Source organism: Labilibacter marinus, assembly GCF_001659685.2.
Taxonomy (GTDB): Bacteria; Bacteroidota; Bacteroidia; order Bacteroidales; family Marinilabiliaceae; genus Saccharicrinis; species Saccharicrinis marinus.
Map to the genome: position 1 here is coordinate 64532 of NZ_LXYE02000029.1, position 26797 is coordinate 91328.

The window sequence follows — 26797 nt, forward strand, 5'->3', positions numbered from 1 at the left end:
CAGCTGATCTTAATGTTTTAGGGTGTAGTTGTTCAATATAACTTTATTAAAATATGAATGCCCCTACTTGTGGCTAGTTCTCCTTAATAATTATCATTTTTCTACTCTTCCTCTCTGTTAAATAATTATAAATAACAGTTGCTTAGTTCTTTGATTGTTCTAACTCAGATTTCTTACAGCTTTGGTTTTAAGGGTTTTGAAAATCATAATAAAGCCTAATAACTAATAGCTAGCATAATAGTGTTCATAACTCGTGAAAAACTATGGGGCATAATTACGTAATTTGCTCGGTTTATTGTACTTTTGCAGCGAATTAGTAAAATCTCAAAAACAGGAAAATTCATGGTCCTTTTCTTTAAAGGTAAATCGGAACAGATTTTAGCAGTGGGTTGTAATCAGGAGTTTACAGCCGAGGATGTAAAAAAGCTTGAATGGCTATTTAGTGGTGCCACCAAAACTGATGAAACAGAGTTAGGTGGCTTTTTTGTTGGCCCTCGTAAAGAGATGATTACTCCTTGGAGTACCAATGCCGTTGAAATTACCCAAAACATGGGCTTAAGCGGTATTATTCGTATTGAGGAATTCTTTGGTGTGGCTGATGAAAATGCTGAGTTTGATCCTATGTTGCAAGTATTGTACACAGGTTTAGGTCAGGATATTTTTACCATCGACAAAGAGCCAGATCCTATTGTTGAGATTGATGATGTAGCAGCGTATAACAAAGCCGAAGGTCTTGCTTTAAGCGATGATGAGGTAGCTTATTTAGATGGTTTGGCTGTTAAGCTAGGTCGTAAGCTAAGCGATAGTGAGGTCTTTGGATTTTCTCAGGTGAACTCAGAGCACTGTCGTCATAAAATATTCAACGGTACTTTTATTATTGATGGCGAAGAGAAGGAAAGCTCTTTGTTCCAGTTAATCAAACGTACCTCAAAAGAAAATCACAATTATTTAGTTTCGGCATATAAAGATAATGTGGCCTTTGTTGAAGGTCCTAAAGCCATGCAGTTTGCTCCTGTAAGTCATGATAAACCTGACTTTTTTGAGACTAAAGAAATAGATACAGTTCTTTCGCTTAAGGCGGAAACGCATAACTTCCCAACTACGGTTGAGCCTTTTAATGGTGCTGCTACCGGAGCAGGAGGAGAAATCAGAGACCGTTTAGGTGGAGGTAAAGCTTCGTTGCCATTAGCAGGTACAGCGGTTTACATGACCTCTTATTCTCGTTCTGAGGAAGGGAGAGCATGGGAGCAAGAGAATGAGGCACGTCCTTGGTTGTATCAAACACCAGAGCAAATTTTAATTAAGGCATCTAACGGAGCCAGTGATTTTGGTAACAAGTTTGGTCAGCCAATGATTTGTGGTTCGGTACTTACATTTGAGCACTTCGAGAACCATAAGAAATTTGCTTTCGATAAAGTAATTATGTTGGCCGGAGGAATTGGTTTTGCCAAAAAATCGGATGCCATTAAAGATACACCTGATGCGGGTGATAAAGTGGTTCTTTTAGGAGGCGACAATTACCGTATCGGAATGGGTGGTGGAGCTGTTTCTTCAGTAGCCACAGGAGAATTTAATAGTGGAATTGAGTTAAATGCCGTTCAGCGTTCAAATCCTGAGATGCAAAAACGTGCCATGAATGCGATTCGTGCCATGGCTGAGGGAGAAGAAAATCCAATCGTGTTAATTCACGATCATGGTGCTGGAGGTCACTTAAACTGTCTTTCTGAATTAGTGGAAGAAACAGGTGGTACTATTCATTTAGATAAGCTTCCTGTGGGTGATCCAACTTTATCTGCCAAAGAAATTGCAGGTAACGAGTCGCAAGAGCGCATGGGACTTGTGATGAAGGAAAAAGATATTGATCGTTTAAGAAAAGTAGCCGATCGCGAGCGTTCTCCAATGTATGTGGTAGGAGAAACAACTGGCGATATGCGTTTTATTTTTAAAGACAATAAAGGAAATGCACCAATCAACTGGCAGTTGGCCGATATGTTTGGTAATCCTCCAAAAACCATCATGAATGATGTTACGGTGGATGAAACATATGAAGCTGTGGCTTATGATGCATCTAAAATTGAGACTTATCTTAAAGATGTATTGCAGTTAGAAGCTGTGGCTAGTAAGGATTGGTTAACCAATAAAGTGGATCGCTCGGTAACGGGTAAGGTAGCTAAGCAGCAATGTGCAGGTGAAATTCAAATTCCTTTGAATAACCTGGGGGCAACGGCTATCGATTATACAGGAACATCAGGTATGGCAACTTCTGTTGGTCATGCTCCTGCCGTCGCTATGATTGATCCTGCAGCGGGTTCTAAAATTGCTATTGCCGAGTCTTTAACTAACTTAGTTTGGGCACCATTTACACATGGTGTTAAAGGTATCTCGCTAAGCGCAAACTGGATGTGGCCTTGTAAAAACAAAGGTGAAGATGCCAGATTATATACAGCTGTTGAGGCAGTGAGTGAATTTGCTTGCGATTTGGGAATTAATATCCCAACAGGTAAGGATTCGCTTTCGATGACGCAAAAATATAAAGACGGAGAGCAAGTCATTTCTCCAGGAACTGTTATTATTTCTGCAGGAGTAGAGGTAAATGATGTTAAGAAAATTGTAGAGCCAGTTTTAGTAAAAGATACAGATACTTCACTTGTTTATATCGATTTATCTTTCGATAGTCATAAGTTAGGCGGTAGTTCTTTTGCACAGGTTGTAAATAAATTAGGAGCAGAAGCACCTACGGTTGCAGATACAGCTTACTTTAAAACAGGTATTGAAACTATTCAGTCATTAGTGAATAGCGGAGATATACTTGCAGGACATGATATTTCTGCTGGAGGTATGGTGACTGCTATGTTAGAAATGTGTTTTGCCAACAATTCTTATGGAATTAAAGCCGATTTGTCAGCTATAGCTGAGGATGATTTAGTGAAAATTTTATTCGCTGAAAATCCTGGTGTATTAATTCAGGTGAAAGATACTGGTAAGGTAACTGCTTTATTGGAGAAGAATGAGTTGGGTTATGAGGTGATAGGTTCTCCTGTTGAGGAAAGAACCTTAAGTATAACTAAAGATACTCAAGCTTTAAGTTTTGATATTAACGAAATGCGTGATGCTTGGTACAAAACTTCATACTTGTTAGATAGAAAGCAAAGTGGAGATAAATTAGCCAAGGAGCGTTTCGACAATTATAAAAAGCAGCCACTGGAGTTCGGTTTTAATATGGACTTTAAAGGTAAATTAGCCGATTACGGTTTAGCTTTAAATCGTTCTGAGAAGAGTGGAGTTAAAGCAGCCATCATTCGTGAAAAAGGTGTGAATGGCGATCGTGAGATGGCTTACTCAATGTACTTAGCTGGTTTTGATGTGAAGGATGTTCACATGACTGACTTAATTGCAGGAAGAGAAACTTTAGAGGATGTGAACTTTATTGTATTTGTAGGAGGATTCTCTAACTCGGATGTATTAGGTTCTGCAAAAGGATGGGCTGGAGCTTTCTTATATAACGAAAAAGCAAAAGCAGCATTAGATGCCTTCTATCAGCGTGAAGATACTTTGAGTTTAGGAGTTTGTAATGGTTGTCAGTTAATGGTTGAGTTAGGTTTAGTCTATCCAGATCATGCTGAGCAACCAGTTATGTTGCACAATGAGTCGCATAAGTTTGAATCTAACTTTGTGAATATGGATATTGCTGAAAACAACTCGGTGATGTTAAAAACATTGGCAGGTAACAAACTTGGAGTTTGGATTGCACACGGTGAGGGTAAGTTTAGCATGCCTTATGGTGAGGATAAATACAGTATTGCAGGTAAATATTCTTACGCTGCATACCCAGGAAATCCAAACGGAAGTGATTACAGTACAGCAGCTATTGCCTCTGAAGATGGTCGTCATTTAGCAATGATGCCTCACTTAGAAAGAGCAGTTTTCCCATGGCAATGGGCGCACTATCCTGAGAATCGTAAACAAGACGAAGTAACCCCTTGGATTGAAGCTTTTGTAAATGCTCGAAAGTGGGTAGAAGCAAAGAAGTAGAAATAGTATATAGTATATAAACAAGAAAGCCAGATTCTGAAAAGAATCTGGCTTTTGTATTTTTTAGAGGCTTATGTTTGGTTTACAAAATAAATGCATATCCAAGAGTAAACATTATTCTATTTTCCGAACTATCATCCAAAATTGATTTTGCAGGAAATGAATTCGAGTTTTTTATGTCATAATTCAAGCGTGTAATCCAGTAGTTATTTTTTTGATTAGGAATTTTTAATCCGGCCTCAAGTGAGTAAAAAAGTTGGTATGTTGATAGTTTTGTATCCTTGTTGTATTTAGTATACTGAGTTCTTTGTATAATCATTGTTGATTTGTTTGAAGCAATGAAACTATTGTTAATACCTGCACTTATAAATGACCTGAATCTATTTAATGGCAGTGTATATCTAACTTTAATAGGAATGTTAATTCTAAAGAAAGAAGCTTCAACAGATACAAAATCGTTAGGTATAGCAGTATAGTCTGTAATATTTTGAGAGCTGTTAAAGTTTGAGAACTCAATTCCGCTTATAAAATTCCATACATAATGGGATTTTAAAGGTGTAAAGGCAAAATTGGCTCCAAAGGTAAGATTGTTTGAATTTATTGACTGACTTGATGAGTTAAGCGTAAGTTTCTGACTGTTATATCCCGCAAGAACTTCCAGGTATACCTTATCTTCTACATCTTTTTTATACTCAATGCAATTATCATCTATGCCACAAACAGATGTGTTATATTCCTTTACTATTTTAATGAGTGGTTTGTAATAAAATTCGCTGTTCTTAATTTTGTTTCTTAGTTGGGGTGCATCCTGAAATGCATAAATCATAGCTCCTATATATTGTTTACTTTCTTTAGCATAAGTTGAACCATCATCCTCATTCACAATGGATTCATTATTGTTTAGAATCGTAAAAGTGCTGTCTTTTTCAATAAAGAAATATTCATCATGCATTCTTTTTAAATAGTACAGGTTTGCTGTTCCTTTTACAAGAAACTCTAGAAAATAGGTTTCTTTTTGTGTTTCGGTAGGGAGTTTAACACTTTTGCTTATGTAATATTTCTGATTAGAAATATTGTATTCCTTTATTTCATTAGCATTGTATGTGAAACTTCCATTTTTACTATAGAACTTACACTGTTCTGCATTTTTTATGTTTGATCTATTTTCTATTTCTCCATGAATAGTATCACCATTTAATTGTATGATGAAACCAACTTGCGTTTTACTTTGTGAATAGGAAAGGTTAATGAATAGGGTTGCAAGGTTTAATAATAAGAGTTTCTTCATTTTGCGTTTTAGCATTTAGTATTGATTATTTGTGTTTCTCATTCTCAGATAGCTTTTGAGTCTATCTTGATTTTACTTGTTTTGTTTAGGCAAGTTTACTGGGGGTTTGTTGTATGTATGAGTGCCATAAATACATTTTATAGGGTGTATTCTGTATGAAGTTTAAAATTTGGACAAAAAGTAATCTTACATTCTTATTAATTGAGATGTCGAGGCGTTTCTGTTGCTTGCAAGGGTTGGGGATTAGGAGGTCAATTCTTAGAATTGATAAACAAGAAAGCCAGATTCTGAAAAGAATCTGGCTTTTGTATTTTATGAGGATGATTGTTTATCCTTCGTATTTTGCACTTCCAAAAGCTAAGATTGGACCAAAAATATAAGGGAAAAATAATAAGCCTATAGTGAAACCAACTCCTTTTCCAAAACTCTTAGAAAGTAGATTTACGGACCATATTCCGAAAATTATTGAAAATGGAGGAATAAATAACATTATTATCCACCACATAGGTTTTTTAATGATTTCTAGGAGTACAATTTCTCTATAGATAGGGATAATAACTGCCCAGCCTGGCTTCCCTGCTTTTTCATATATTTTCCAACCTACAATAATGAAAAAAACTGCAATTAATAATGAGAAAATAATTGCACCTGTTCCAACGGCAGCAAACATACCTGCTGATTGATCAAATTCTTCCATAATAGATTTAAATTTTAAGACTCCTACTCTTAAGGTTTTTCGGATTCACCCCGTTTTTAGTGGTTTCTGGACTCCACGGTTTTTTATTACGGTAAATAAAATATTTTGTTCTATTAAATTAATATATTTATTTTAATAATAAAAATTCTAAGGGAATGTGAAGTCTTTTTGCCCAGCTTCTTTCATCATGAGCATGGCCAATAAACTCTTTTGTCATCCATAACTCAGAAGGGTAGCCTTTACGTAGCATTACGGTATCTATCATCTGTTGGTACGGTTTATATAAGGCATCCAATGTTTCAGTTCCGTAATCAAAATATATTTTGTGCTTTTCGGCAAAAGGAACATGGCTTTCGAAGTAGTCTCTAAAGGCGGTAGGTATTTCAATGTTGCTATTGTAGGTGCCTGGCCAATGTGTGGATAAGCAAGCTGCACCCCCAAATATCTCAGGGTATTCGCAAATGGCATACATCGATATTAATCCTCCCATGCTGGAACCTGCAATAAAAGTGTGTTCGGCATCCGAGTATGTGCTGTAGGTCTCATCTATATATGGCTTTAATTCCTGGGTAATAAACTTTAAATATAAATCAGACTTAGGTGTTTCTTTCAATCGCTCCTTGCTTAATCCTTCTTTAACTGAGTCAGATAATGTTAAGTATGCTTTGTTCGGAAAATACTCTATGGTTCTTAACTCTGTTATATTCCAGATGGCCACCACAATGCATTCTTTAATTTTTTGCTCATCAATAAGTTGGTTCATGGTTTTGCCTAGCATCCAGGCTTGCTTATTCCAAGTTGCAGTGCTATCAAATAACATTTGCCCATCATGCATATATAATACGCTGTACTTTTGTTTGCTACTGTAATCCGGCGGAAGCCAAACGTCAATGTTTCGTGTGGCTACGTACTTAGATGAGAAATTAGTAATGTGTTCTATTTTTGCATTGCTTTCTGAAGAGTTTGTACATGCATCAAAAATGATGATACATAAAATGAAGCATAAAAATCGTATGCTGCCTTTAGGGCTTAGGTACATGGAAGTTATTGTTCTCATTAATGAAGAATTGTTGGTTTTATCTCCATAAAATTAATCAACACTTAGCTATATTAAAAGTAATAATTAAATATTTTGTTAAGTTTTTTTTATGGGATCATACTTATTTTAAGGCTTCTCCGAGTTTTCTCACTTTAAATAGCCACTGTTCTCTCTTTTTTACGGTAGATGATTTTACAGAACCAAAGGTGCTTATTCTTACTGGTTTTACTCCGCAAAAATTTAAAGTGGCTTTTTTCATAGCTTGATGGCCTGGTTTTTTGTAAAATATATTATAGTACCAAGTTGGCGCATCCATTGTTACAATTAGCCTAGCTGATTTTCCTGTTAATAGTTTATCCCATAAAGCGGAGTTGTCGCGATATTTAAAAGCGAAACCCGGTAAAAACGTTCTATCTATAAATCCTTTTAACGAAGCAGGCATGGTGCCCCACCATGTGGGATAAACAAATACTAGATGGTCGGCTTTTTTAATTTCTTCTTGAGCCATTAATAGGTCAGGTTCTAATTCTGTACGTTTTTTGTAGCCGTGCTCCAACACTAAATTAAAGTTTAGGTCACTCAAGTGTATTAACTTGCAATTGCATGAGTTAGTAGCGCCAATATGGTATGATTGTGCCAATTTTGAGCAGAAGCTATCTTTGTCTGGATGGGCTTGTATGATTAATATGTTTTTCATGATGTGTTGTGTTTAAATCTTTTTTTCTATCGAACTTATTAGTTTACAAATAAAACTACTAATAACTACTAAATCGTTATAATTATAAACTCATATTTTAATTTGTTAGTATGTAAGTAATATTGTTAGTTCTTGAAGGTAAATCAAATTTACTATTGAGGCAATTCATACATAAACTCTCTAGCTCTAGCTACTTTATAACCCATTGCGCCTTCTGCAAAAGTATATTTAATGTATTTATAACCAATAATGGATTCTTTAGACATAAATGTTCTAATGCCTTTGTGATGGAAATAGGCGTTGTTGTTTAATTGAATAGATACAAAAATAGGAGAGGAGTTGTATTTGTAGCTATAAATATAAGTTTCACTACTTGGATTAAATGATAAATAATAGTTGATTGCAAAAAGTAGGCTAATAATTCCTGGTGCAAGGTTGTAGCGGTACATATATTTCTTGAATTTACCCTTGTTGGCGTTGGTCAACAAAACAGCTATTGAAATAGCCAATATGTACAAGCTAAATGAAATGTGAATTTCTATAAGCGTACAGAACGCTATTTTAAATAACACCAATAGGTTAAGGAATGTAGCACCAACCAATACAGTCATTTTAGAGCGTAAAGTTGCTTTTCGGTTTTTAATCAGACTTTTTAAGCGCAGGTTACCAAACATACTTACCAAGAAACGAAACCAAAGAGGAGAAGTGGGTAAAATAATTATAGCGCAGAAAATGAGGGCAAAAGGACCATGTACTTGATAGCTTAATACAGGAAGGCCGATGACAAAAAGTAAAATAAGACAAGTCACCATAAAATCAACTACCATATTAATGGCTTCTGTTGTTTTGTAAATATCTGATTTTATATAAGCTTCGTATTTCATGCGAGCATACGCTTGTGCTCTAACTCTAGTTTTTGCCTTTTCTTGTTGTTCCCATTGTGCTTGATAAGCAGCTTGTCGCTTAGCTTGCTCTTGCGCTCTTTTAAATTGATTGGTATGGCTTCCTGCTGTATTTAAAAGATATTCGTAAGCTTCATTTAATAAGATAAATTGTTCTTGAGCATTGTCGGCTTTGTTGATGTCGGGGTGCAGTAGTTTAGCCTTTTTTCGATAAGCAGATTTTATCTGGTCTAAGGAGGCATTTGCGGTAATACCTAGTATTTGATGATAGTGGTTCATCTGTGCTAAATAAAATTTGCCGATTTAAGTTAGCTCAATGTACCCATTTTTTAGGTAAAGTGTTGTGTGGGTAATTTGATTTTATGCGCAGAGATGAAAAAATACCCCAAGATTAAATGAATAACCTTGGGGTAAATATCTTGTTTTTTTAGATTTTGAATCCTATAGTTTAAGTTCAAAGCTTGGCCTTTTCGAAAATCAAGGAATTTACTTTTGTAAAGGACTGTTTTCAAAAAAAGCCGTCACGAAGAAATTAGACTTTACGGGTAAAAACTAGTTAAGCTCCATTCTAAATACATTAGCAATATCATCTAGCTCAGCATCAGGAACAGTAAGTTCGAAGTCGATGTCTCCAAACCCCCATTTACACTCGGTATCCGAACCCATTAAGGTAATCTTTTTAATTCCTTCTTCAGGATAATACTTGTGTAAGCCCAGTTCTTTGGTAGCTATCACAGAACCAACCTCAGGTTTTCCAAGTATAAAAAGGTAAAGATATTTACCGTCTTTAGACTTTAAGAAACGAGCATCTTTAGCAGTGTATTTCTGAGTAGCTGATTGTCCACCATGGGCACCGTCTTCTGCTTTAGCATGGCCAAAACCTTTAATGCTGTACGGACGAGTTTCGTAAACTGCTTCGCTGTGCTTTTTCATCCATTCACCAACTCGCTTAAGAATATCTCTTTGCTCTTTGTTAATAACGCCGTCGGCTGTAGGAGAGATATTTAAAAGAACAACTCCATTTTTACTCCAAACATCAATCATGTTTCTAACCACCATGGATGGTGATTTGTAAGTTTGTCCTTCAACATAACTCCATGATTTGTTGCTTAAAGTAATGTCAGTTAACCATGCTGATTCTGACATGTCTCTTTTACCACCTTGCTCAATATCTAGCACACCAACACTTTTAGGAATGGCAGCTTGTTTGTAGGCAATAATTACTTCTTGATTTTTCTTTTTAGCCTCATTTAAATAGTAGGCTGCAAATTTCTGACGGTATTCCAAAGGAATCATTCTTAACCAAACATCAAACCAAATAATGTCAGGAGAGTACTGGTCAATTACCTCTTTCAATTGCTCAAACCAATATTCGTTAAATTCAGCAGCAGGGATGTTGCCGTACATTTTTGCGATTTCAGCATCGGTGTCAGCAGTTGCAGTACCAGGAACATGAGCGAAATGACTGTGATATGTATCAAATTTTTCAGGGTCTCCTTCGTGGCGCTGTAAATTACGAGCGTGGTGAAAAGTAGATATGAATTTCAGTCCACGTGCTTTTAAAGCCTTCTCCATTTCTCCAGTAATATCTTTTTTAGGCCCTTTGTCGGTGGAGTTCCAAGGATTAACCTTACTGTCCCACATTGCAAAACCATCGTGGTGTTGCGAACAAGGACCTCCAAATTTTGCACCAGCATCAGTCATCAGTTGCGCCCATTCTTCTGCGTTAAACTGCTCTCCGGTAAACATAGGAACAAAATCGTGATAATCGAATTCACCCAATTTACCATAAGTTTTCTCGTGGTATTCTTTTACTTTATTATCTCGGTACATAAAAAATGGGTACCACTCCGAATAATGTGCAGGAACTGAATAAACACCCCAGTGAAAATAAATTCCGAATTTAGCATCAGAAAACCAATCAGGAGCCTCGTTGTGGGCAGACATTGATTCCCAATTTTCTTCGTATTTTACGTCTTCCTTTTTTTCTTCTTTTACGGTTTGCGTTGAGCAGGATGTTAATACCAAGCTCATGAATAACAGTGATAATAATTGTTTCATTTTGTATGTTAATTTTAGTATTCGTTGTTAACTATTTTAAATGGTATTGATGAAAGTAGTGAATTACATAAGTAGAATGCGGGAATTTTTAAGGAATCTGCATGGTGAAACGGAATACCCCCTTATTTTATATCTTTTTATACCTGTGATAGCTGTCTTTTTCGGTATGATTCTGGTGAAAAGAAGTGATTTTTTTAATATTCGGTTTCAATTAAGTGTTGAAAATATTTTACGATTATAGGCTCTTTTACATACTAAAAACTAGTTTTTAAATTTATTAAATGCTCCAATATATTATTTGAATATGATTGTTGTTGACGAATAGGTATTTTGTTATCTTTGCACAGAATTTTATTAAGACAGTTCGATTACGCCATCCTGTCTATAAACAAAACCAGGGTAGATATCTAGAAACTTTTCTTGTGCACTTTTCTGTGCGTATATCTCGTGGTTGTTGTTTTGGACTTAGGCTAAATAATTTTGATACGTGTGTCTTAATACTTGATACTTTGTAAAAAAATGAAAGCAGTTGTATTATTATCAGGCGGACTCGATTCGGCTGTTGCACTATATTTGGCTAAGAGTAAGGGGTATGATGAGGTTCATGCGGTTTCCTTTGATTATGGACAACGCCATGAAACAGAGTTAAACCATGCTAAAGCGATTGCAGAAAAAGCTGGAGTTGCTGCTCATAAAATTGTCACCTTGAACTTAGGCGATTTTGGAGGATCTTCCTTAACGGATAAAAGCATTGAAGTAGAAGATGGAGATGTAACACGTACAGATATTCCTGTGACATATGTACCAGCTCGCAATATGGTTTTTCTTTCAATAGCGGCATCTTATGCAGAGAGTATTGAGGCGCAGAATATATATATAGGTGTTAGTCAAGTAGATTATTCTGGTTATGTAGATTGTCGTCAAGAGTTTATTGATTCCATGGAAACGGCAATTAATAAAGGTACTGTAATGGGTGCCGAAGGTGGTAAGCCCATTAAAATTCATGCGCCATTTGTGAATAAAACCAAAGCTGAAGAAATAAAGCTAGGTATGGACTTAGGGGTTGATTTTGGATTAACCTGGTCGTGTTATCGAGGTGGAGAAAAGCCTTGCGGTACCTGCGATAGCTGTTTGTTGAGAGCAAAAGCTTTTGCTGAAGCTGGCTACGAAGATGCGGCGCTAAAGAAATAAGGAGTCGGCGGTTTTCTTTGTTTGATTTCTTCGACTGAAGGAAGAAAGTAAAAGCTTGCGGCTTGAGCAAAGAGAAGGAAATAAAAAAACAAAGATTTACAAAGTTTAGTTATAGAGTAATGGATATTGATGTAAGAGATAAAGCTGGGGTAGATAAGTGCTCATCGAAAGATACTGCTAAGTTAGTATTAGTAGGAGAGGGTGTTTTTCCAATTACTAAAGATGCTGAAGGTAAGCATATAAACGATTGTCCACAAACAGGTCTTCAAATTGCAGGTACCATTCAAGGAGAAGGTAAATTAGCAGGAACACCTTCTTTATTCATCCGTTTGGCAAGTTGTAATTTAAGATGTATTTGGCAAATGGTTGATGGTAGTTTTTGTCGTTGCGATACGTCCTACGCCTCGTTTCATCCCGATGATAAAAAGACTTGGGATATAGCAGAGATTGTGTTACTGGTTAAGCACAATATAGGTGAAATGCAGCATGTGGTTATTACAGGAGGTGAACCCTTGTTGCAGAAGAATGGTGTTACAGAACTTTGTAAGGCTATTAAGCAAGAATTGGATTTACATATTACCATAGAAACCAATGGTACTTTGTATGATGAGAAACTAACTCAATTTGTAGATTTGTTTAGCATCTCACCAAAATTAAGCAACTCCGTTCCTTCATCTGAAAAATTAACATTTTATAAAGAGGAAGAAACAGGAGCATCAAGATATCACCACGAGGTTAGGAGAAATATACCTGTATTACAGAATTATATTGATTCAGCTAAGGATTTACAGTTGAAGTTTGTGGTTGGCATGCAAAGTGATGCAGATGAAATTATATCAGATTACCTAAATGTGTTAGAAAGGTACAACAAACAAGATATCATGTTGATGCCGCTTGGTGCAACCCATGAGCAGATTGAACAATCTAACCCAATCGTACTTCAGTTGTGTATTCAAAATGGTTGGAAATATACACCGCGTATTCATATTGAAATATTTGGCTCTAAACAAGGTGTTTAATTTAGCTTTATCATACTTATCAATTCAACTTATCACTGTAAAAATAACACCTAATGACCAATTTAATTGAAGGGAAAGTATTAGGGAAACAAATTAGTCACCCGCGCGAGTATGCTCCAGAAATATTAGTTGCTGTACCGCGTTATTTAAACAGGGAGCAGTATCAAATTGAAGAGCAAGACTTACCATTTGTTGGAGTGGATGCTTGGCATGCTTATGAACTTGGGTTTCTGACTCAAAAAGGATTGCCTGTTGCAGGAGTTTTAAAATTGGTGTATTCGTGCGATAGCGAATGTTTGGTGGAAAGTAAATCGTTAAAGCTTTACCTAAATTCCTTTAATATGGGAAGGTATGGGGCTAATCGTGAGCAAGGAATAACTATCGTTTTAGAGACCATAAAAGCAGATTTATCTAAGTTATTACAAACTCAAATTGATCTGTCGTTTCATACAGAATACAGTAAAGGTATAACGGACTTTGAAGGGTTTGAATTGTTGGAGGATTTGCCAGAGGCAGATGAGGTAAGCTTCGAGAAGTATACAGAAGATGAGTCATTATTAAAGGCAACTAAACAAGGTGCGTCAATAGAGATAAAAGTATCGAGTAATTTATTGCGTAGTAATTGTAAAATAACGCATCAACCCGATTGGGGAAGTGCTTTTATTCGTATTAAATCTAAACATCATATTGACAAAGTATCCTTGCTTAAATACTTGGTATCCATTAGGGATGAGAATCATTTTCACGAGGAAATTTGTGAGATGTTATTCAAGCGCCTTTCAGATAAATTTCAACCTGAAATGCTGATGGTGGCTTGTTTATACACCCGAAGAGGTGGAATTGATATCTGTCCAGTAAGAGCCAATAAAAAAGAGTACCTTCCTACTCAAATAATTCAATCAGAAATCTTAACTTCACAGGCTTTTAGGCAGTAGTAATCATTTTTATGATTGGCTTTTGTCACAAGAAAGAAATTCCAATACGATAAATCAAAACAACAATGAAAATTGCAGTTATTGGAGCTGGTGGAGTAGGTGGTTATTTTGGAGGTAGATTAGCTCAAGCAGGACATGATGTAGCTTTTGTTGCACGCGGCGAGCATGCAAAAAGCATGACAGATAATGGATTGCGAATAATAAGTCCGTTGGGCGATTATTTGCACAAAGATACACAAGTAGTGGACTCACCACTAAAATTAAATAATCCTGAACTCATATTAATTGGTGTAAAAGCTTGGCAGGTAAAAGAAATAGCAATCCAGCTAAAAGGTATTGTTACAAATGATACTATAATTATTCCCTTACAAAATGGTGTGATGGCGGCTGAAGAGTTGCTGGATGAACTGCCAGAATGCAATGTGATGGGAGGGTTGTGTAATGTTTTCAGTAAGATAAAAGAGCCAGGTGTTATTGAGCATATGAGTGCCGATCCTACTATTGTTTTCGGAGAGTTAGATAATTCCATTTCTGATAGAAGTAAAAATATTGAAAGCATATTTACAGATGCGGGTATTACAAGCAAATTATCAGATTATATTCAAGGAGATACGTGGCGTAAGTTTATGCTAATCTGTTTGGGTACACTGGGCGCATTAACTAAATCTAATTACGGCGTTTTGTGTAACACGCCTGAGTTAAAAGAAATGCTCAAGCAAATACTCTCCGAAATATATACGGTTTCACAATATGAAGGAATCAAACTGAAAGAATCCATAAAGGAATCTACTTTAAAAATTACAGAAAGCTTTTCTCCACAGGCCACTTCTTCTATGGCAAGAGACTTATGGGCGGGTAAACCTTCAGAGTTAGATTATCAAATAGGAACAGTGGTTAAGTTGGCTAAAAAGCATGAGATTGAAGTTTCAACTAGCTTTTTTATATACCATACCCTGTTACCACAGGAGCTTAAAGCGCGAAATTTATAGTAAATTGTACTGGGGAGGTATATTTTGGATGAATTATGACTTCTGAAATATTTAAAATGATTATCTTTTTCCTCGTTATAAAAAAGGTTACGTTTTTAGGCTTTTATTTTACATTTTTTTTTGTATTTGAAGCCGGTTTTAAAAACTATATGGAGCCTAACGTGTTTTCCATACTGATTTATAGATCCTATATTGAATAAAAAACAAATAAATTAAATAAACTACTTATTCTAATGAGAAGATTAAAACTAACCACAATTGGCTTTTTTATGTCGCTGGCTGTGCTATTTCTAATGAATAGCTGTTCAGGGAAAAAAGCCAAACAAGCCATGCCTCTCGAAATACCTGTTGTAGAGGTTAAGGTAGAACATTTTCCTTTAATTCAAGATTTTGTCGGACAGACCTTCGGGTATTTTGATATCAGCATTAGGGCTCGTGTTGAAGGTTATCTTGAAGGTGTTCATTTTCAAGAGGGAGGAAGAGTGAAAAAAGGACAATTATTGTATACCATTGATTCAGATCCATTTGATGCTAAAGTGGCAGAGGCCTTAAGTAGAGTAGCTGAAGCAAAAACACGATTGGTACAAGCTGAAGGTGATTTTGCTAGAATTAAACCGTTGGCAGAAAGCAATGCAGTTAGCCAGAGCGACCTAGATGCAGCAATTGCAACTTTAGGTGCGGCTGAAGCAGGTGTTGAAGCTGCCCAAGCTCAGCTTAAATTTGCGAATATAGAAAAGAGTTATACAAAAATACATTCTCCTATAAGTGGTATTATTGGTCGTACAGAGGCTAAAACCAGTGAGTTTGTGGGGCGAGATCCTAATCCTGTTGTTTTGAATGCTGTATCTCGTATCGATACCATTTTAGTTCAATTTACACTTTCTGAAATGATGTATCTTGAATTAGTTGAATATGCTAAGAAAAATGAAAATTTATATAAGGGACGAGGAGGTGATGAAGCTGATATTAAATTGCTTTTTGCAGATGATTCAGAGCATCCTTATCCTGGAAGAGTAGATTTTATTGATAGAAACATAGATCCTACTACGGGTACCATCATGCTTCAGGCTTCATTCCCAAATCCTGATTTTACAGCTCGCCCTGGTTTATTTGCTAAAATTAGAGCGATAATGGATGATTCTTCTGATAGAATTGTTATCCCGCATCGTTGTTTACAAGAATTACAAGGACAATACAATGTATTGGTGGTTAATGATAAAAACGAGGTTAAGTTCCGAACGGTGGAAATTGCTCAACAGCATGGCGATTTAATGGTGATTAAATCTGGTTTAAATGTAGGTGAAAAAGTTTTGCTAGAGGGTTTTACACAAGTAAAAACAGGAATGACCATTGTTCCTAAAATAACAGAATTTAAATCGGTAACTAAACAAACAACTAAATAATATGGGAGAGTTTTTTGTTAGAAGACCTATTGTTGCAATGGTGATAGCCATTGTAATTGTAATCATAGGAACAATATCCATTATTGGTCTTCCCATGGAGCAATATCCAGATATTACCCCACCTATGGTTGAGGTAAGGGCTCAATATACTGGAGCCAATGCATTAAATGTTGAACAATCGGTAGCTACTCCTCTTGAGCAACAAATCAATGGTGTAGATAACATGCTTTACATGAAGTCTATCAATGCCAATGATGGTTCTATGAATATTCAAATTTCATTTGAGGTGGGTACCGATCCGGATATGAACACTGTATTTGCACAAAATAGAGTTTCTGCAGCTACAGCTAAATTACCCGAAGAAGTAAAACGTTTGGGGGTAACTACTCAAAAAAGTATGAGTAGTATCGTTCTTGCATTGGGTTTATATTCCGAAGAAAGATATGACCAAAACTTTTTAGGAAACTATGCATTAATTAATATTCAAGATATTCTTTCTCGTGTTAAAGGTGTTGGACGTGTAAATGTTCTTGGTGCAAGTGATTATTCTATGCGTATTTGGGTGCGCCCAGATAGGCTTTCGCAAACAGGAATTACGGTGCCCGAAATTACAGCTGCCATACGTGAACAGAACGTGATTGTACCGGGTGGTAAGTTTGGTGCAGAACCAGCACCTAAAGGAACTGAGTTTACGTATACAGTAACGCTTCCCGATCGTCTTCGGTCAGAAAAAGAATTTGGTGAAATTGTTATCCGAACAGATAGTAAAGGTCGCCAAGTAAAATTAAAAGATGTAGCTCGTATAGAGTTAGGTGTGGAAAGTTATAATGTGGTTTCTAAGTTTAAAAAGAATCCGTGTGCTTTAATTACTATTTATCAGGCACCAGGTTCTAATGCGGTTGAACTTCAGCAAGAAATTTTAGCCATTATGGATGATCTTTCGGCTTCGTTTCCTGAAGGGATGAATTACGATGTGGCTTTAGATGCTACCTTGCCTATTACGGCGGGTATCAAAGAAATTGCGATTACACTTGTGATTGCTTTATTGCTGGTGATATTGGTCGTGTTTATATTTATTCAGGATTGGAGAGCTACCTTAATTCCAACTATTGCCATACCGGTTTCTTTAATTGGTGCTTTTATTGTTTTTCCGATGTTAGGGTTTACTATAAACGTACTCTCCTTGCTAGGACTGGTGTTAGCCATTGGTATTGTAGTAGATGATGCCATTGTGGTTGTGGAAGCAGTTCAGGTAAATATTGCCAAAGGAATGGAACGGAAAAAAGCGACTATTGAAGCAATGAAAGAGGTTACTGCTCCGGTAATTGCTACCACCTTGGTGTTGGTGGCTGTATTTATTCCGGTAGCTGCTATGGCTGGTATTACAGGTCGACTGTATCAGCAGTTTGCTATAACCGTAGCTGTGTCGGTATGTTTTTCTTCTCTAAATGCATTAACATTAAGTCCGGCTTTGGCAGGAATGTTACTTAGAGCACCTGAAGAGCAAAAAGGACTTTTAGGGAAGTTCTTTAAAGGCTTTAATAATGTATTCGATCGTACATCGGTTGGTTATATGAAAGGGACTAACATCTTTGCTAAAAAAATTAAGCGAAGCATGATATATCTTGCACTGTCTGTTGTTGCTATCGTTGTCATCGGAAAATTTGTGCCGGGTGGTTTTGTTCCTGAAGAGGATCAGGGTTACTTGTTTGTTAATGTACAATTACCTAATTCAGCGTCTTTACAGCGCACAACAGCTGTATTAGATAAAGCAGATTTTATACTAAAGAATTTCCCAGAAGTAGAAACGGTAACTGCGGTTTCTGGTTTCAATATCTTGTCAGGAAGTATGAGTACCAATGCGGGTATCATGTTCCTAACATTAAAAGATTGGAGTGAGCGAGGCATCACAGCTACAGAATTGGCGCGAAAAATTAACGGAGCATTCTTTATGGGAATTAAGGAAGGACAAGTATTTGCTTTTGGGCCTCCAGCTATTCCAGGTTTAGGTAGTGGTTCTGGTTTCTCACTAATGCTTCAGGATAAGTCTGGAAATACACCAGAATATCTATCTGAGCAAACCAATAAATTTATTACGGCGGCCACCCAAAGGCCTGAAATAGGAAATGTATTTACCACCTTTAGGGCTAATGTTCCGCAGCGTAGATTACATATTAACAGAGATAAGGCCTTAAAATCAGGTGTTCCTTTAAATGATTTATATACCACTATTAGTGCCTTTTTAGGAGGGGCTTATGTGAATGATTTTAATAAGTTTGGTCGTTTATATAAAGCATATATACAGGCCGAGCCAGAGTACCGACAAGATGGTTCGCAATTGAATATGTTTTATGTGAAAAATAGAGATGGTCAAAGTTTACCCTTATCTTCTTTGGTAAATGTGGAAGCCAATTCGGGCCCAGAGTATACCAATCGCTATAACCTATATCGATCTGTAGAACTATCAGGAGCTGCAGCAGCAGGGTTTACATCGGCGGAAGCCTTAGATGCCTTAGAGGAAGTTGCTGCGGAAGTATTACCTGCAGGTATGGGCTTTGAGTGGAGTAATATGAGTTATCAGGAGCGAATAGCAGGTGGATCGGGTAATATCGTATTTGTATTTGCCTTGGTATTTGTATTCTTAATTCTGGCAGCTCAGTACGAAAGTTGGTCATTACCATTTAGTATTCTGTTGGGAACTCCATTTGCCATACTAGGTGCCATGTTATTCGTATTTATCTCACGCTTTTTTAGTCCAAGTTTTGAGAATAACATTTTTATGCAAATCTCCTTGGTGATGTTGATTGCGATGGCGGCTAAAAATGCCATCCTTATTGTAGAGTTTGCTAAAATTAAGTTCGACGAAGGGATGAACCTGTTCGACGCTGCTATGGAATCTGCAAAACTTCGATTCAGACCTATTTTGATGACAGCATTCTCGTTTATCCTAGGGGTGTTTCCTTTAGTACTTGCTTCTGGAGCTGGAGCCGAATCCCGTAAGGTGATGGGTATGGCGCTTCTTGGAGGTATGACTGTTGCTACTATATTAGGTGTTTTCTTTTACCCAATGTTTTTTGTGTTAGTTGGTAAATTAGGAAAATATGAGCAAAAGAGAGATTTAGCTGAAGCCAAACTATCTGAAAACAATGAAAATGAAAAATAAGACTAAAATAATATTTATCATCTGGTGTGCTGTAACGATGATGAGCGTAACTGGATGTATGGTTGGTCCCAAGTTTGCTGCGCCTAAAACAGATGCACCAGACCAGTTTAGGTACGACGTTGTTGTTGGCGATAGTACAATTAATACAGAGTGGTTTGAATTAATGAATGATCCTATTTTAACGGAGTTGATTAAAACGGCCATCAATAATAACAAAAACGTATTGATGGCGGCCTCTCGCATTGAGCAGTCAAGAGCATTTCTTGGTTTTACAAAGGCGGATATGTTGCCTTCTATTGGGTATGCTGGTTCTACGGACTTCTCTAATTTTAATCAGAATACAGGTACTAAAACTGATTTTGAAATGTACAGCGCTGGGGCTAGCTTAAGTTGGGAAATCGACTTCTGGGGTAAATTCCGAAGAGGAAATGAGGCTGCTCGTGCCGAGTTAGTGGCTGATGAGTTTGCACAACATTGGATTATCTTAAATTTGATGGCGGAAGTAGCAACAAACTACTTTGCCTTGGTAGATTTTGATAGAAGATTGGCCATTTCGGAAAGAACATTGGAATCGAGAAATGCATCTATGGACATCATTTACCAACGATTTGAAAAAGGTATAGCGCCAGAGTTGGATTATAATCAAGCTCAAATACAACAAGCTATTGCAGCGCAAGCGGTACCATTCTTTAAACGCCAGGTAGCTATTGCCGAAAATAGTTTATCTATCCTTTTAGGTCAGAATCCTGGTGAAATTACACGCAAGGATTTGGGTGTTGGACACATTGTTGAAATGGATATCCCTGTTGGTTTGCCTTCGGATATTCTAATACGCAGACCTGATGTGCAAGAAGCTATGCAAACACTAAAAGCGCAAAATGCACGAATTGGAGTGGCTCAGGCTATGCGTTTTCCTTCAATCAGTTTAACTGGATTATTGGGAGCTGTAAGTAATGACTTAACAACGATTGGCGATAATGGTGCTATTTATCAAGTTTCAGGAGGTTTATTAGGTCCCATTTTTCAGTTTGGTAAAAACAAACGTAGGGTTGAAATCGAGAAAGAGAAGACTAATCAGATGCGTTTAAATTACGAGCAAACAGTATTGACTACTTTTCAGGAAGTGGAAAATGCCTTGGTTAGCGTAGCAACTTATAACATGGAATATGAGGCAATCAATAATCAGCAAAAAGCAGCCGAAAATGCGGCCAGATTATCATCGCAACGATACGATGGCGGCGTAACTAGTTACTTGGAGGTATTAGATTCTGAACGTACTTTATTTCAATCGGAATTAAGTGCATCTGAAGTAAATAAGCAAAAGCTCGAAGCTTATATAAATTTATATAAAGCGCTTGGCGGAGGCTGGATTATTCCAGATGAATTAAAGGAAGAATAAGATTAATTTTATAGCACATAAAAAAAACGCAGATAGTCTTCATTGATTATCTGCGTTTTTTATGTTGGCATTTTTAGCTGTGAGAAACCCTAGTATTTTTAAAATTAATTGTAGAAACCAGTATAGAAGGTTAATTTTAGGTAAGAAATATAATCAGGTTGATGATGAATGAATTAGAATTATTAGTTGATTTAAATTTACAACAAGACCGTCAAGGTCCAGGTGGAACTAAAGAAACCTTGCAGGCTTTAGAGCTGCTAAATGTAGATACCAATCAGAATATTCGAATAGCAGATATAGGATGTGGCTCAGGAGCTCAAACCATTGACCTTGCTCAAAATACCAAAGCGCACATAACAGCAGTTGATATTTTCCCTCAGTTTTTAGATAAACTAAAAATAAAAGCGGAAAATTTAAATCTGTCCGATCGAATAACTACGCTTTGTGCATCCATGGATGATATGCCTTTTGAAAAGGAAAGTTTAGATGTAATATGGTCGGAAGGAGCTATTTATATCATGGGATTTGAAAAGGGCATTCAATATTGGTCTAATTTTTTAAAGAAAGATGGATACATTGCCATTTCGGAATTATCCTGGACTACTCATAAACGACCAGTGGAATTAGAAAAGTTTTGGAAAGAAGCATATCCTGAAATTGATACAATTTCTAACAAAGTAAAGGTGTTAGAGGGAAGTGGTTATAGCCCTGTTGGTTTCTTTACTTTACCAGCGTATTGTTGGTTAGATAACTATTACCAGCCTTTGCAAAAAGAGATGGCGGCTTTTCTTGGGCGCCATCCTAATAATAAGCTCGCAGAGCAAGTTGTAAACGAAAATAGGGACGAAATAGAGTTGTATCAGAAATACAAGGAATATTATTCTTATGGATTTTATATTGCCCGTAAAATCTAGTGGTTAAAATGGCAGCGTATACAGGAATTGATGGATGTAGAGGAGGTTGGTTGTTAAGCACTTTAGATGTTGACTTGAAACTTTATGTTCAGCTTTATACTTCATTAGAAAGTGCGATTAAGATACTACAAACATCTAAAGTGGTTTCTATAGATATGCCAATGGGCTTGGTTCATGAAAATACGGAGCAAAGAGATTGTGACGTTTCGTTACGTAAGGAGCTAGGTAGCCCATTTAGTTCGTCTGTATTTAATGTTCCCTGTCATCAGGCAGTATACGCTCACGATTATCCTAAAGCAAACCGGGTGAATAAAGAAATTCTTGGTAAAGGACTCTCTATTCAATCTTGGAATATAGTTCCAAAAATAAAAGAGTTGGATAAGCTTCTAAGAAAATATCCTGAATTGAAGCAAAATATGTTTGAAGGTCATCCCGAACTTTGTTTTAAATATCTCAAAGGACAATCACTCAATTATAAAAAGAAAACGCAAGAGGGAAAAGAAGAACGTTTGCAACTTCTAGAAAGAAACTTTCCTCATATTAAAAAACTATTTGAATCTGTTAGGAGCCAATTCTTAAAAAAGGATGTAGCAGATGATGATATACTGGATAGCATTGTATTAAGCATTAATGCAAAAGAAATTGCTAAAGGCAATTACGTTAAATTTCCTACCACAGAACAAAGAAACAAAGACAGTATTGTTATGCAGGTGGTTATAGGTACTATGAAGTCTGTGTTTTAAGTATGAAATATCTGATATAATATGACTTTTGAGTTGCTATCTCCAATTGTTTTTGTCATTCATAAGTCATTAATGGAAATGTTAGCGTATATTTGTGCGCATTTTTAGAATAGATACTTCGATTTATTCAAGTAATATCTTAAAATGGTCTTTATAGAAATTACCAAATACTGCGTTATTATCATTTATTGAAACTACTTGTTACTACAGTAATCTCTCACGTTTCAATTAATCGAAAGCCTTGTTTTTGTCGCCTTCTTATTAAAGACAAAAAATATAGCTAGTCAATCTAGCAGATACAAAATTATACATATGACATTTAAATCATTAGGATTAATGCCTGCTTTATTAAAAGCAGTGGCAAAGAAAAAATATACGGAACCGTCTGTCATTCAGGCAAAGGCTATTCCGAGTGTTTTAGAAGGGAAAGATGTGTTGGCATCAGCACAAACAGGAACGGGTAAAACGGCTGGTTTTACCTTGCCTATGTTACAAATATTATCACAAAGTCCGCCCATGCGTAAAAGGCCAATCAGAGCCTTGGTTTTAACACCTACACGTGAGCTAGCCGCACAAGTTTATGAAAACGTACGGGAGTACAGTGAATTTATAAACCTTAAGTCGACGGTGGTTTTTGGTGGGGTAAACATCAAACCTCAAATTAGTAAATTACGCTTTGGCGTAGATGTATTGGTAGCTACACCAGGCCGTTTGTTAGACTTACATAATCAGAAAATTATCTCGTTAGCAAAAATTGAAATATTTGTGTTAGATGAGGCTGACCGTATGTTGGATATGGGGTTTGCTCGCGATGTAAATAAAATACTTCAGTTAATGCCTTCTCGTCGTCAGAACTTGTTGTTTTCGGCTACCTTTTCGAAGGAAATTAAAAAGCTAGCTGGGAAGTTTTTAAGAAATCCAGTAACGGTAGAAGCAGCACCGGAAAATACAACAGTTGAAAAGATTATTCAAAAAGCTTACCATGTGGCCAAAACGGATAAAACAGCTTTGTTGGTAAAGTTAGCTACAGAAGGAGACTGGAAGCAAGTACTTATTTTTACACGTACTAAAAGTGGTGCCAGTAGACTGAGTAAAAAGTTGAATAAGCGAGGCATTGATGCGGTAGAAATACATGGTGATAAAAGCCAGAATGCACGAGTAAAAGCCTTGGATTCATTTAAAAAAGGAAAAGTAAAAGCGCTTGTGGCTACTGATGTAGCAGCGCGTGGTTTAGATATTCCTTTGTTGCCACACGTTGTTAATTTTGAGCTTCCTAATGTTCCCGAGGATTATGTGCACCGTATTGGTCGTACGGGCAGGGCAGGAGCCAACGGAGAAGCTATTTCACTGGTTAGCCATGATGAAATGGATTATTTAAAAGGAATAGAACGTTTATTAAAACAAACAATTCCGTTAAATATAATAGAAGAGTTTGAGCCAGGGGAAGCTCCAGTAGAAGAGAAGAAGCCTGCAAAAAAGAATTTCAAACGTAATAACTCTTCTAACCGAAATAGCAAAAGACGAGTGCCTGTTAAAAAGGACAATCAGAAGAGAGACAACAATTCTTCAAAAAAGAATTAACAGGTAATAAAGTTTGATGAAAGATGTTTCTGGGAAAATAATTTATAAGTGTATATTTAATATAGATTGTCATTATTAACAGAACATATTGAATAAAGAAGATTATTAAAAACCTATTATTATGAAAAAGTTATTATTTGTTTTGGCATTTGTTGGGGTAACATTTGCATCTAGTGCTCAGGATAGAGTAGCCATTGGATTGAAAACTGGATTCAACAGTACTAAAATAAACTTATCGAGCATTCCTTCTGGTTCCGATATTAAGAATGAAGCTAAAGGTGGATTTTTATTTGGAGGTTTTGCTAAAATTAGATTAACAGAGAAGTTTTATGTACAACCTGAGCTTTATTATGCCAAAAAGAATACAGAAATAACTGAGGAAGGTATATCTACTGATGGTAATTTGCAAACATGGGATATTCCTTTATTAGCTCGTTTAGATGTACTAGATCTTAAAGTAGCGAAAATTTATGGTATTGGGGGACCAGTAGCATCATTTATTACTAAGTCAGATTTTGATAATTTAGAGAATACCAATTGGACAGTGCAAGCTGGAGGAGGTGTTGAGTTTTGGAGATTAACTGCTGACGTTCGCTATGAGTGGGGAGTAAAGAATATTGCTAAGGTAGATATTGATGGAAGAACGGATGTATTAACTTTTACTTTAGGGTTTAAGTTGATAGGATTATAATAATTGTGCCCACCAAAAATATGAAAGGCCGATTTTCGAAAGAGAATCGGCCTTTTTTAGTATCGAACATGAGTAGAATTAAAAACTATATTTAAATCTTACAAAACCTGAATTAACCGTTTGTTGTTTTACCTCCTGTGTAATTTCATTAGGGAACTTACCATTGAATAATTGCCAATAGAACGAAGCATTAAAATTATCAGAAATACTATACGACCACGAGGGACTTACGAAAATACCCTTAATGTCTTGATGCGGATACCAGATGCAAGCCAAAGAGAAAGTAGATAATGGACTGGCTTGGAACATACCACTTCCTAATATTTGAAATGGAGAAATGGCTAGGTCTTTTACTGAACTAGGGGAAGAATATGCATTTAACATGCTCACTTTTTTATCTTCGGATAAATGAGCGAACATCATTTCGGTTTGAAGATTCCATTTGCTACCAATATTAAAATCTAAACCAGTTGAAAGCATGACTACTCCAGTGGTGTCTGCAAAGTTTTCAAAAGGTTGATACCAAGATAATTCACCGCGCCAACTAGCATTTTTCACATAACCCGACCATCCAATACCTAAGGCAAGGTCACTTTCTTGCAACATACCTCCAATGAGTTGCACATCGTAATTATTTACATTTATATTCCATTTTAAAGCTGCTGTTACCTGAGCGGCGCTATCTATATTGGCTGCAAACTCCACTGATGTTGAAGCTCCAGTATAATACATCATGCGCACGGCATCTGTACCAGGTCTTTCTTCGTAATCAAAATCAAAATACGAATAGGTGTTAAACATATCATTAGGATTAAAGGCAAAAGTCTTTCCCCAGTTAATACGTTGTTTACCCACTGTAACATCCAAGTTACCACTGGAATAATCGGCGTAAAGCCTATCGAAAGCTAGGTTTAAGATATAACTATTTCCCACTGCCACATTCCATGCAGGATTAAAGTAGTTACCATTGTTCTCATAGCTTTTTTCAATTTGCTGATTAAAATCTAATCGGATTTGGTCGCCAATGATTAGCCTATTTCGCATCTGCGCAGAAAAAGTCCATTTGTCGTTGGCATACCAATACATATTTAACCTGTTTTGGAAATTGATATTGGTATTATATAAGTTATTGTCATCTTCTAACAAGTCTTTAAATTCCTCGGGAATAATATCGGGCATTTCGGATATGGAAACATATTGCATGTTGGTGATATATCCGTTTAACTCGAATTTATCGTTGCTTTGCGCAGATGTTAGCAACGGCATAACAAGCATTATAGTAGCTAAGACTACAGCATACTTCATTTTTATGAAGCTTATTGATGATTTATGATTTACGTTCATCACTAATAATTTTACCATCCTCAAGTTTAATTACTCTACGTGCTTTATTTACCACGCGCATATCGTGTGTACTAAAGATAAAAGTGATGTTTTCTTCCTTATTGAGTTTTTCCATCATATCCAATAACGTTTCTGTCGATTTTGAGTCTAGATTAGCTGTTGGCTCATCGGCTAAAACAAACTTAGGTTTTGACGCTAGAGCTCTGGCTACAGCAACTCTTTGTTGCTGTCCTCCGGATAAACGTGATGGACGGCTGTTAATGCGATCGCCCAAACCGACTTCGGTTAATAAATTACTGGCTCGTTGTTCGCGTTCCTTTTTATCCTTGCCTTGCAACTGCATAATAAACTCTACATTTTCTCGTGCAGTGAGCACAGGAATTAAATTATAGGCCTGAAAAACAAAGCCAATGTTGTGTAATCTAAAATCGATTAATTCGGATGATTTTAATTCGTTGACGTAAGTGTCGCCCACTCTTACAGTTCCAGATGTCGGTTGGTCTAGTCCACCAACCATGTTTAAAAAAGTAGTTTTTCCACAGCCCGAAGGTCCTACAATAGCGGTAAACTCTCCTTCTTCTATTTTTAAATCAATTCCTTGAACCGCATGTACCTCTACCTCAGAATCGTTATATGTTTTTGTTAAATTATTTGTTTCAATTACATTCATGTCAATACTTTTTATTGATTATACTTTTAAGTCCTTGTA

20 protein-coding genes are annotated in these 26797 nt (G+C 36.4%); 12 read left to right on the top strand and 8 right to left on the bottom strand.

Translation table 11 applies throughout. From position 1 onward, the window contains the following. The first annotated feature begins 342 nt into the window (after nucleotides 1–342). A complete protein-coding gene (purL, locus tag A8L32_RS12325; RefSeq protein ID WP_075590659.1) occupies nucleotides 343–4032 on the top strand; it encodes a phosphoribosylformylglycinamidine synthase in 3690 nt (1229 codons plus the stop codon). 82 nt (nucleotides 4033–4114) lie between these two features. Here purL and A8L32_RS12330 read toward each other — a convergent pair whose 3' ends face one another. The 6 genes from A8L32_RS12330 to A8L32_RS12355 form a co-directional block, all read right to left on the bottom strand. Next, nucleotides 4115–5320: a hypothetical protein gene (locus A8L32_RS12330; protein WP_075590660.1), complete on the bottom strand. Its 1206-nt coding sequence runs from the start codon at nucleotides 5318–5320 to the stop codon at nucleotides 4115–4117. A gap of 328 nt (nucleotides 5321–5648) precedes the next feature. Further along, nucleotides 5649–6017: a DUF5684 domain-containing protein gene (locus A8L32_RS12335; RefSeq protein WP_075590661.1), complete on the bottom strand. Its 369-nt coding sequence runs from the start codon at nucleotides 6015–6017 to the stop codon at nucleotides 5649–5651. A 127-nt stretch (nucleotides 6018–6144) separates the two neighbouring features. Continuing rightward, a complete protein-coding gene (locus tag A8L32_RS12340) occupies nucleotides 6145–7074 on the bottom strand; it encodes an alpha/beta hydrolase (RefSeq protein ID WP_198931771.1) in 930 nt (309 codons plus the stop codon). A 103-nt stretch (nucleotides 7075–7177) separates the two neighbouring features. Continuing rightward, nucleotides 7178–7753: an NAD(P)H-dependent oxidoreductase gene (locus tag A8L32_RS12345; protein WP_075590662.1), complete on the bottom strand. Its 576-nt coding sequence runs from the start codon at nucleotides 7751–7753 to the stop codon at nucleotides 7178–7180. Nucleotides 7754–7905: 152 nt separating this feature from the next. Next, nucleotides 7906–8934 carry a J domain-containing protein gene (locus A8L32_RS12350; RefSeq protein WP_075590663.1) on the bottom strand — a complete coding sequence of 343 codons (1029 nt, stop codon included), beginning with the start codon at nucleotides 8932–8934 and terminating at the stop codon, nucleotides 7906–7908. Between the two features lie 273 nt (nucleotides 8935–9207). Then, entirely contained in the window at nucleotides 9208–10716 is a 1509-nt protein-coding gene (locus A8L32_RS12355) for an alpha-L-fucosidase (RefSeq protein ID WP_075590664.1), read from the bottom strand. Between the two features lie 519 nt (nucleotides 10717–11235). Here A8L32_RS12355 and queC point away from each other — a divergent pair. The 11 genes from queC (at nucleotide 11236) to A8L32_RS12415 (ending at nucleotide 24744) form a co-directional block, all read left to right on the top strand. Continuing rightward, nucleotides 11236–11907: a 7-cyano-7-deazaguanine synthase QueC gene (queC, locus tag A8L32_RS12365; RefSeq protein ID WP_075590666.1), complete on the top strand. Its 672-nt coding sequence runs from the start codon at nucleotides 11236–11238 to the stop codon at nucleotides 11905–11907. Between the two features lie 62 nt (nucleotides 11908–11969). Beyond that, nucleotides 11970–12926 carry a 7-carboxy-7-deazaguanine synthase QueE gene (locus A8L32_RS12370; RefSeq protein WP_233145483.1) on the top strand — a complete coding sequence of 319 codons (957 nt, stop codon included), beginning with the start codon at nucleotides 11970–11972 and terminating at the stop codon, nucleotides 12924–12926. Between the two features lie 53 nt (nucleotides 12927–12979). Continuing rightward, on the top strand, nucleotides 12980–13861 hold the full coding sequence (locus A8L32_RS12375; protein WP_075590668.1) for an NADPH-dependent 7-cyano-7-deazaguanine reductase QueF: 882 nt from the start codon (nucleotides 12980–12982) through the stop codon (nucleotides 13859–13861). A gap of 65 nt (nucleotides 13862–13926) precedes the next feature. After that, entirely contained in the window at nucleotides 13927–14850 is a 924-nt protein-coding gene (locus A8L32_RS12380) for a ketopantoate reductase family protein (RefSeq protein WP_075590669.1), read from the top strand. Between the two features lie 233 nt (nucleotides 14851–15083). Then, nucleotides 15084–16253 (top strand): efflux RND transporter periplasmic adaptor subunit, encoded by a 1170-nt coding sequence (locus A8L32_RS12385; protein WP_083631306.1) that lies wholly within the window; start codon nucleotides 15084–15086, stop codon nucleotides 16251–16253. Between the two features lies 1 nt (nucleotide 16254). Further along, a complete protein-coding gene (locus A8L32_RS12390; protein ID WP_075590671.1) occupies nucleotides 16255–19416 on the top strand; it encodes an efflux RND transporter permease subunit in 3162 nt (1053 codons plus the stop codon). Further along, nucleotides 19406–20815 carry an efflux transporter outer membrane subunit gene (locus tag A8L32_RS12395; RefSeq protein ID WP_075590691.1) on the top strand — a complete coding sequence of 470 codons (1410 nt, stop codon included), beginning with the start codon at nucleotides 19406–19408 and terminating at the stop codon, nucleotides 20813–20815. Before A8L32_RS12390 ends, A8L32_RS12395 begins: the two co-directional genes overlap by 11 nt. Before the next feature lie 161 nt (nucleotides 20816–20976). Beyond that, a complete protein-coding gene (locus tag A8L32_RS23720) occupies nucleotides 20977–21729 on the top strand; it encodes a class I SAM-dependent methyltransferase (RefSeq protein ID WP_233145484.1) in 753 nt (250 codons plus the stop codon). Nucleotides 21730–21737: 8 nt separating this feature from the next. Then, entirely contained in the window at nucleotides 21738–22472 is a 735-nt protein-coding gene (locus A8L32_RS12405; RefSeq protein ID WP_075590673.1) for a DUF429 domain-containing protein, read from the top strand. Between the two features lie 312 nt (nucleotides 22473–22784). Further along, nucleotides 22785–24053, top strand: coding sequence for a DEAD/DEAH box helicase (locus tag A8L32_RS12410; RefSeq protein ID WP_075590674.1), 1269 nt, complete (start codon nucleotides 22785–22787; stop codon nucleotides 24051–24053). Between the two features lie 121 nt (nucleotides 24054–24174). After that, nucleotides 24175–24744 (top strand): porin family protein, encoded by a 570-nt coding sequence (locus A8L32_RS12415; protein ID WP_075590675.1) that lies wholly within the window; start codon nucleotides 24175–24177, stop codon nucleotides 24742–24744. A 78-nt stretch (nucleotides 24745–24822) separates the two neighbouring features. On the opposite strand, the gene A8L32_RS12420 is transcribed toward A8L32_RS12415, so the two are convergent. After that, nucleotides 24823–26088 (bottom strand): DUF1302 domain-containing protein, encoded by a 1266-nt coding sequence (locus A8L32_RS12420; RefSeq protein ID WP_143525089.1) that lies wholly within the window; start codon nucleotides 26086–26088, stop codon nucleotides 24823–24825. Further along, on the bottom strand, nucleotides 26072–26758 hold the full coding sequence (locus A8L32_RS12425) for an ABC transporter ATP-binding protein (protein WP_075590677.1): 687 nt from the start codon (nucleotides 26756–26758) through the stop codon (nucleotides 26072–26074). The genes A8L32_RS12420 and A8L32_RS12425 overlap by 17 nt, the downstream gene beginning before the upstream one ends. Nucleotides 26759–26797 lie beyond the last annotated feature (39 nt).

What these genes read in the sequence shown, in the direction of transcription:
- purL (WP_075590659.1), top strand. Translation starts at nt 343, where the DNA reads ATGGTCCTTTTCTTTAAAGGTAAATCGGAACAGATTTTAGCAGTGGGT.
- A8L32_RS12330 (WP_075590660.1), bottom strand. Translation starts at nt 5,320, where the DNA reads ATGAAGAAACTCTTATTATTAAACCTTGCAACCCTATTCATTAACCTT.
- A8L32_RS12335 (WP_075590661.1), bottom strand. Translation starts at nt 6,017, where the DNA reads ATGGAAGAATTTGATCAATCAGCAGGTATGTTTGCTGCCGTTGGAACA.
- A8L32_RS12340 (WP_198931771.1), bottom strand. Translation starts at nt 7,074, where the DNA reads ATGAGAACAATAACTTCCATGTACCTAAGCCCTAAAGGCAGCATACGA.
- A8L32_RS12345 (WP_075590662.1), bottom strand. Translation starts at nt 7,753, where the DNA reads ATGAAAAACATATTAATCATACAAGCCCATCCAGACAAAGATAGCTTC.
- A8L32_RS12350 (WP_075590663.1), bottom strand. Translation starts at nt 8,934, where the DNA reads ATGAACCACTATCATCAAATACTAGGTATTACCGCAAATGCCTCCTTA.
- A8L32_RS12355 (WP_075590664.1), bottom strand. Translation starts at nt 10,716, where the DNA reads ATGAAACAATTATTATCACTGTTATTCATGAGCTTGGTATTAACATCC.
- queC (WP_075590666.1), top strand. Translation starts at nt 11,236, where the DNA reads ATGAAAGCAGTTGTATTATTATCAGGCGGACTCGATTCGGCTGTTGCA.
- A8L32_RS12375 (WP_075590668.1), top strand. Translation starts at nt 12,980, where the DNA reads ATGACCAATTTAATTGAAGGGAAAGTATTAGGGAAACAAATTAGTCAC.
- A8L32_RS12380 (WP_075590669.1), top strand. Translation starts at nt 13,927, where the DNA reads ATGAAAATTGCAGTTATTGGAGCTGGTGGAGTAGGTGGTTATTTTGGA.
- A8L32_RS12385 (WP_083631306.1), top strand. Translation starts at nt 15,084, where the DNA reads ATGAGAAGATTAAAACTAACCACAATTGGCTTTTTTATGTCGCTGGCT.
- A8L32_RS12390 (WP_075590671.1), top strand. Translation starts at nt 16,255, where the DNA reads ATGGGAGAGTTTTTTGTTAGAAGACCTATTGTTGCAATGGTGATAGCC.
- A8L32_RS12395 (WP_075590691.1), top strand. Translation starts at nt 19,406, where the DNA reads ATGAAAAATAAGACTAAAATAATATTTATCATCTGGTGTGCTGTAACG.
- A8L32_RS23720 (WP_233145484.1), top strand. Translation starts at nt 20,977, where the DNA reads ATGATGAATGAATTAGAATTATTAGTTGATTTAAATTTACAACAAGAC.
- A8L32_RS12405 (WP_075590673.1), top strand. Translation starts at nt 21,738, where the DNA reads ATGGCAGCGTATACAGGAATTGATGGATGTAGAGGAGGTTGGTTGTTA.
- A8L32_RS12410 (WP_075590674.1), top strand. Translation starts at nt 22,785, where the DNA reads ATGACATTTAAATCATTAGGATTAATGCCTGCTTTATTAAAAGCAGTG.
- A8L32_RS12415 (WP_075590675.1), top strand. Translation starts at nt 24,175, where the DNA reads ATGAAAAAGTTATTATTTGTTTTGGCATTTGTTGGGGTAACATTTGCA.
- A8L32_RS12420 (WP_143525089.1), bottom strand. Translation starts at nt 26,088, where the DNA reads ATGAACGTAAATCATAAATCATCAATAAGCTTCATAAAAATGAAGTAT.
- A8L32_RS12425 (WP_075590677.1), bottom strand. Translation starts at nt 26,758, where the DNA reads ATGAATGTAATTGAAACAAATAATTTAACAAAAACATATAACGATTCT.